The sequence below is a fragment of the Leptospira borgpetersenii serovar Javanica genome (genome assembly GCF_003046425.1).
Taxonomy (GTDB): Bacteria; Spirochaetota; Leptospiria; order Leptospirales; family Leptospiraceae; genus Leptospira; species Leptospira borgpetersenii.
In genome coordinates, this window is sequence record NZ_QAJG01000001.1 from 165,001 (window position 1) to 170,000 (window position 5,000).

At 41.6% G+C, this 5,000-nt stretch carries 6 protein-coding genes and 1 pseudogene (2 of these 7 only partly in view); 5 read left to right on the top strand and 2 right to left on the bottom strand.

What is annotated here, in order from left to right; translation table 11 throughout:
• The 3 genes and pseudogenes from fcpB to CLV95_RS00755 form a co-directional block, all read left to right on the top strand.
• Nucleotides 1-127: pseudogene (gene fcpB, locus CLV95_RS00745) on the top strand (flagellar-coiling protein FcpB); it begins 703 nt to the left of the window's first position.
• 63 nt (nucleotides 128-190) lie between these two features.
• A complete protein-coding gene (locus CLV95_RS00750) occupies nucleotides 191-619 on the top strand; it encodes a hypothetical protein (RefSeq protein ID WP_002721872.1) in 429 nt (142 codons plus the stop codon).
• 15 nt (nucleotides 620-634) lie between these two features.
• Nucleotides 635-1,417 carry a 16S rRNA (uracil(1498)-N(3))-methyltransferase gene (locus tag CLV95_RS00755; RefSeq protein WP_002721948.1) on the top strand — a complete coding sequence of 261 codons (783 nt, stop codon included), beginning with the start codon at nucleotides 635-637 and terminating at the stop codon, nucleotides 1,415-1,417.
• On the opposite strand, the gene impL63 is transcribed toward CLV95_RS00755, so the two are convergent.
• Together impL63 and CLV95_RS18675 are read right to left on the bottom strand one after the other, a co-directional pair.
• Complete coding sequence (impL63, locus tag CLV95_RS00760) at nucleotides 1,406-3,049, bottom strand: cytoplasmic membrane protein ImpL63 (RefSeq protein ID WP_061236732.1); 1,644 nt, start codon at nucleotides 3,047-3,049, stop codon at nucleotides 1,406-1,408. The two genes, CLV95_RS00755 and impL63, sit on opposite strands and share 12 nt — an antisense overlap.
• A 350-nt stretch (nucleotides 3,050-3,399) precedes the next feature.
• A complete protein-coding gene (locus CLV95_RS18675) occupies nucleotides 3,400-3,546 on the bottom strand; it encodes a hypothetical protein (RefSeq protein WP_002731790.1) in 147 nt (48 codons plus the stop codon).
• 148 nt (nucleotides 3,547-3,694) lie between these two features.
• Between CLV95_RS18675 and metX the strand changes: the two genes are divergently transcribed.
• Both metX and metW read left to right on the top strand, forming a co-directional pair.
• Nucleotides 3,695-4,801 (top strand): homoserine O-acetyltransferase MetX, encoded by a 1,107-nt coding sequence (metX, locus tag CLV95_RS00765; RefSeq protein WP_002721939.1) that lies wholly within the window; start codon nucleotides 3,695-3,697, stop codon nucleotides 4,799-4,801.
• On the top strand, nucleotides 4,798-5,000 hold the start of the coding sequence (gene metW / locus CLV95_RS00770; RefSeq protein WP_002721837.1) for a methionine biosynthesis protein MetW. The gene runs 415 nt beyond the window's last position; the window shows 203 of its 618 coding nt (coding positions 1-203); its start codon is at nucleotides 4,798-4,800; its stop codon lies off the right edge, out of view. Before metX ends, metW begins: the two co-directional genes overlap by 4 nt.

Below are 5,000 nucleotides of genomic sequence, written 5' to 3' on the forward strand. Positions count from 1 at the left end.
ATTCTATATCAAACACTTAGATCAGTTTGACAGACTCTTTACCAAAATTTTCGATTACAACGATCAGTTAGGAAACGAAAATTACAAAGAGAATGTGGATGCTTTGAAAGAGTCTCTCCGCTATTAAAGAAGAGTGCGTTACATTCTCCCCTGTCCCCGATGCCGGACGGACCTCAGAATTCCCACCGATTTGGGAAAACTGACCGTTCGGTGTCCGCGGTGTTACGAATCGTTTTCATTCGATCCGGAAACAGCCTACCAAAACGGTAGCGGTTACCTTGAAAAGGATTCTGAAAAATACAATCGTAAAAGTTTCTTTCGTTCGTTTTGGGAAAATCTCAAACAGAACGTTTCGAGTCTTAAGTATAGATTTCAAAATCCCCGTCCCCGACTTTTCGATCAAACTCCGGGTAAAAAACTCGCAAAAAATTTTTTATTGATTCTTTTAGCGATCGGAATCGTTCGAACCTGTTTTTTTTCTCCGTTTCAGGATTTACAAAACTCAAACCCGTTTCCGAACACAACTACTTCTCCCCCAAAAACTCGACCTCGGGAAATCATTCCGGAAGAGCCTTCCCCACCACCTCAGGAACAGCCGGAACCCAAATTTGAAATCTAATCCCGCTTTTGCCTCTTGAATCTGCTGATTTGCAAAGAAGAATGGAGAATCGCGAAATCGAACCGATTTTCCATTCAGGATCCACAAAAGATCCAACACATATGCAATATTTTGAATAAACGAGAAGGAGCCCGTTTAAAAGCGGGGCTCATAGACGCTAGCCTCGGAAAATTTATCCTAGAAAAAATCGAGTCGAATCGAATCGTCGGAATCTACAAACCGATTTTGGTTCCGATCCCTCGTTTCCCTGAAGTTCATATTCTACTCGCGATCAATCGACCTCCCACCGTGAGAAAAATTCTTCAGTTGGCCGGAACCTGGGGAGTTAGTTCCATTCATTTTTTTGTCAGTAGAAATTCCAGGAGAGAATATCTTACTTCTCCCGTTTGGAATTCGACCGAAATCGAATCGGAGCTTCTGGAAGGAATGGAACAAGGGAAAAATATCTTTCTTCCAAAAATCCATTTCGATTTTAAAAATCGATCGGAAACAATTCTTCTGGAGAAATTTAAAAAGGTAGATTTTACATTTCGTTTCGTTTTGGATCGACGAGGAGCTACACTTCCACAAATTATCGAAGAAAAAAAATCGGATTCAAATTTCGGAATGCCTTCTAAAACACCGCAAGTCTTGGTAGCAATCGGTCCGGAAAGCGGCTTTGTTCGAAACGAAATCGATTTTTGGAAACATTTCGGCTTTAAAGAGTTAAACCTTTCCAGCCGTGTCTTACGCACCGAAACAGCCGTTGCGTTCCTTCTTTCAAGACTCGAAGAAAAAAATCTTTTCCTAAAAACTTAAACCGCCCGAGAACATTACCTTCTGTTCATCCTGAGCTTCGTATTGTCCGGATGCGGTATCATAAACCCATTTACGAGTATTCTGAAGCCTTACGGTGATAATTCCTAAATTGATCGCCAATTCAAGGGCTCCCTGAGAACGATCATCCAACTTAAAAGCTTCTTTACTCTTACCAAAACCCTTTTTTATATAATATCCGTTTAGAATAAACATGCTTCCAAGCGGAATATATACCCCTAGGAATACCCTTGAGTTATCGGGTCCGGAATAATTTTCGTAATTCGATTCGACCGCAAATTTGTAAAAACTAAATAAGACCGTAGTAAAATGTCCCTTGATTTTAGGGCCGTCGGGATCGGCCAACTTTGCCACTTCGAGTTTTGTCTGCGGAATATGACTCTGCAAATTACTCTGATATCTTTCCAGTTCATAAAAACTGTCAAAATACATCGGAATATACGTAGACGTCATATTTCTATATTCCGGCTTTACCCGAACATATATATCCTTTCCGCCCAATCGTAAAATCGCTCCGTAATGTGTCCCTTTAGCGTTCTCTATTTGTTTGATTTTGTTCACGTCGTAATAAGGAGTCAGTTCTATATATTTAGCGGCCAGTAGTTTGTATTCCAAGTCAAAACCGGTAACCGTTAGTTTTTCCGTGGACTTGACGAGTGGGTTATTACTTTCGTTCACCCTAAGTTCTCCTGTCGAATCGAACTTGAGTTCAAGTGGAGCTTTATTGTCAAAAGCAGTCGTATAACCGATCGCAAATCGATTGGCAAAATTATCCTGATTGAAAAGTTCCTTCAGATTTTGCGGCTTTTCCGGTTTTTTATCCGCAGGAATCATTTCCTCTTTTTTTTCCTGTGTCTTCTGATCCTCAATCAAAGCGCGATACGATTCTTTTTCTTCTGCACCCACTTCTTCGTAGACTTTTCTTCTTCCCGCTTCATCCGCTACGTTTCCTTGCGCGATCGTGAGCATCGTTAAGAATTTAGAACGACCGGTGATGATATCGAAAAGTTTGAATCCTACAGCAAAAGGCCGAATGTAAACACGTGCCGAACTGACTTCCCTCGTATAAACCGAATTTGAAAATACCTGTACCCCGCCATAATCGCTGTTCATGTCAGTTTGAAGTCCTACGTTATACACATCCAAACGCTGGTTATTTACGTATCGATTCACGATGGTTCCGTGACCGATATAACCGTCGAACAACTTCCCAAGATACGCAGAATACGTAATTTCCCCAGGAGTGTATTTGCCGAACTGACCGAACCAAATATTATTGATCAATCGAAGATAATCGCTCTTTTCATTGTAATCGAAGGACCGTAACTTACCGATCCTGGAATTTTCCTGTTTCGGGTCCACGTCGTATATCAAAAAGTTCAAAGGTACGGTCAAGGATGCTCCGAAATCTCCTCCGAAATTTAAATTCACGGTCGGAGCGACGTAGAGATAATAATCCTTCTGGTATTTATTTATCCCGAGATCGTAAGTGAACGGATCGGTGGGATGCAGATACTGCCTCCCCGGCGGCGTCCAAAGCTGTGCCTGAATTCCTGTTTGTATCGTAAAAAAAAGAAATAGAAATGTGAAATAATATTTCAGACGCTTGAACATATCGGATCTGTCACCGAAGATTCTTTAGAAAATCCCGCTATCGTAAAGTCTTGCTTTATTATCGGAACGAACAAGAGCCAAACCTAAAATTCTAACCCAACTTTCATTCGGAATAAACAATCTAAACCTTTGGGGGTAATAGAATCAGAAACCTTTAGAATTGCAAAGGAAATTTTTGGCAATTCCATCCGCATGAACGGAATTTAATTTCAACATAACGGATTCTTGTTTGACTTTCGCACAAAAATTCTCAGAATACGAAAAAAGGAAAAATTGACCGAATGCTAAAAGACCCTTCGAGCGCAAGCAAGACGCTTGAGCTTAACAAAAATGTAAGAACTATTACAATTTTAAACGAGAGGAAAGAACGCCAATGCAACGGTTCCTGTGGGAACTCTTACATTCAGAAGACAGTTTTGAGAACGGGCTCTAAGAAAAAAGATACGTCCGAGCAATTCGATTCTACAAGCCTCTACACATATCCAAAGTTGGTCCATTCACCGAATTGCTCCTTACAACATCGCGTCCCGAAACAGCATTCCCTAGAGTATGGAAGTAACTTAGCATTTCAAACGATCACTTTTTCTCATTTAAGAAAGTAACTGGAAAGTTAACCAGTGAGAAAGAAAGTGACAACCAAATCTTATGAATGAATCTGGATCGATCGGAATCATTGAAACCAAATACGCAGAGTTCAAAGAACTCCCTTTAAAGAACGGCTCCATTTTATCTCCAGTCGTCATTGCCTATGAAACCTACGGCACTCTTTCGCCTTCTAAAAACAATGCGATCTTAATCTGCCACGCTTTATCGGGAGACGCACACGCCGCTGGTTATCACTCCGAGTCGGATAAAAAACCCGGCTGGTGGGACGACTACATTGGCCCCGGTAAATCCTTCGATACAAATCAATACTTCATCATTTGTTCAAACGTAATCGGTGGCTGTAAAGGTTCTTCGGGGCCCCTCTCGATTCATCCGGAAACCGGAACTCCTTACGGTTCTCGTTTTCCTTTCGTTTCGATCCAAGATATGGTGAAAGCTCAAAAACTTTTGGTAGAATTTTTGGGAATCGATAAACTTTTTTGTGTAGCGGGTGGTTCTATGGGTGGAATGCAAGCCTTGGAATGGAGCATCGCCTACCCCGATTCCCTTTTGAACTGCATCGTAATGGCTTCCACCGCGGAACATTCCGCGATGCAAATCGCATTCAACGAAGTCGGAAGACAAGCAATCCTGTCCGATCCGAATTGGAACAATGGGCTCTACGATGAAAATTCTCCCCGCAAAGGGCTGGCCCTCGCCAGAATGGTCGGTCATATCACATATCTTTCGGATGACAAGATGAGAGAAAAATTCGGCAGAAACCCTCCCCGAGGAAACATCTTAACCACAGACTTTGCCGTCGGAAGTTATCTCATCTATCAAGGAGAAAGTTTTGTGGATCGATTCGACGCAAATTCTTATATCTACGTTACGAAAGCCTTAGATCACTATAGTCTTGGCAAAGGGAAAGAATTGACGGCGGCTCTTTCTACCGCAACTTGCAGATTTTTAATCGTGTCTTACAGTTCGGATTGGTTATATCCTCCGGCTCAATCAAGGGAAATCGTAAAGTCTCTAGAAGCCGCCGATAAACGAGTGTTCTATTTGGAACTTCAATCCGGAGAAGGCCATGATTCTTTTCTCTTGAAAAATCCGAAACAAATCGAAATACTAAAGGGATTTTTAGAAAACCAATCCAGTCCATGACCCCTCTTGAAAAAAAAACATCCATTGATCTGGCTCTGAAAGAAAGACCGGACTTTGCATATATTCTCGATCTGATTCCCGCAGGTTCCAGAGTTTTGGATCTCGGCTGTGGAAACGGAACGTTACTCTATCTTTTAAAAGAAAAAGGAATCCGGGGTCAAGGAATCGAAAAAGACGAAGACTGTATTGTGGAATGTAT

What these genes read in the sequence shown, in the direction of transcription:
- impL63 (WP_061236732.1), bottom strand. Translation starts at nt 3,049, where the DNA reads ATGTTCAAGCGTCTGAAATATTATTTCACATTTCTATTTCTTTTTTTT.
- CLV95_RS18675 (WP_002731790.1), bottom strand. Translation starts at nt 3,546, where the DNA reads ATGGACCAACTTTGGATATGTGTAGAGGCTTGTAGAATCGAATTGCTC.
- metX (WP_002721939.1), top strand. Translation starts at nt 3,695, where the DNA reads ATGAATGAATCTGGATCGATCGGAATCATTGAAACCAAATACGCAGAG.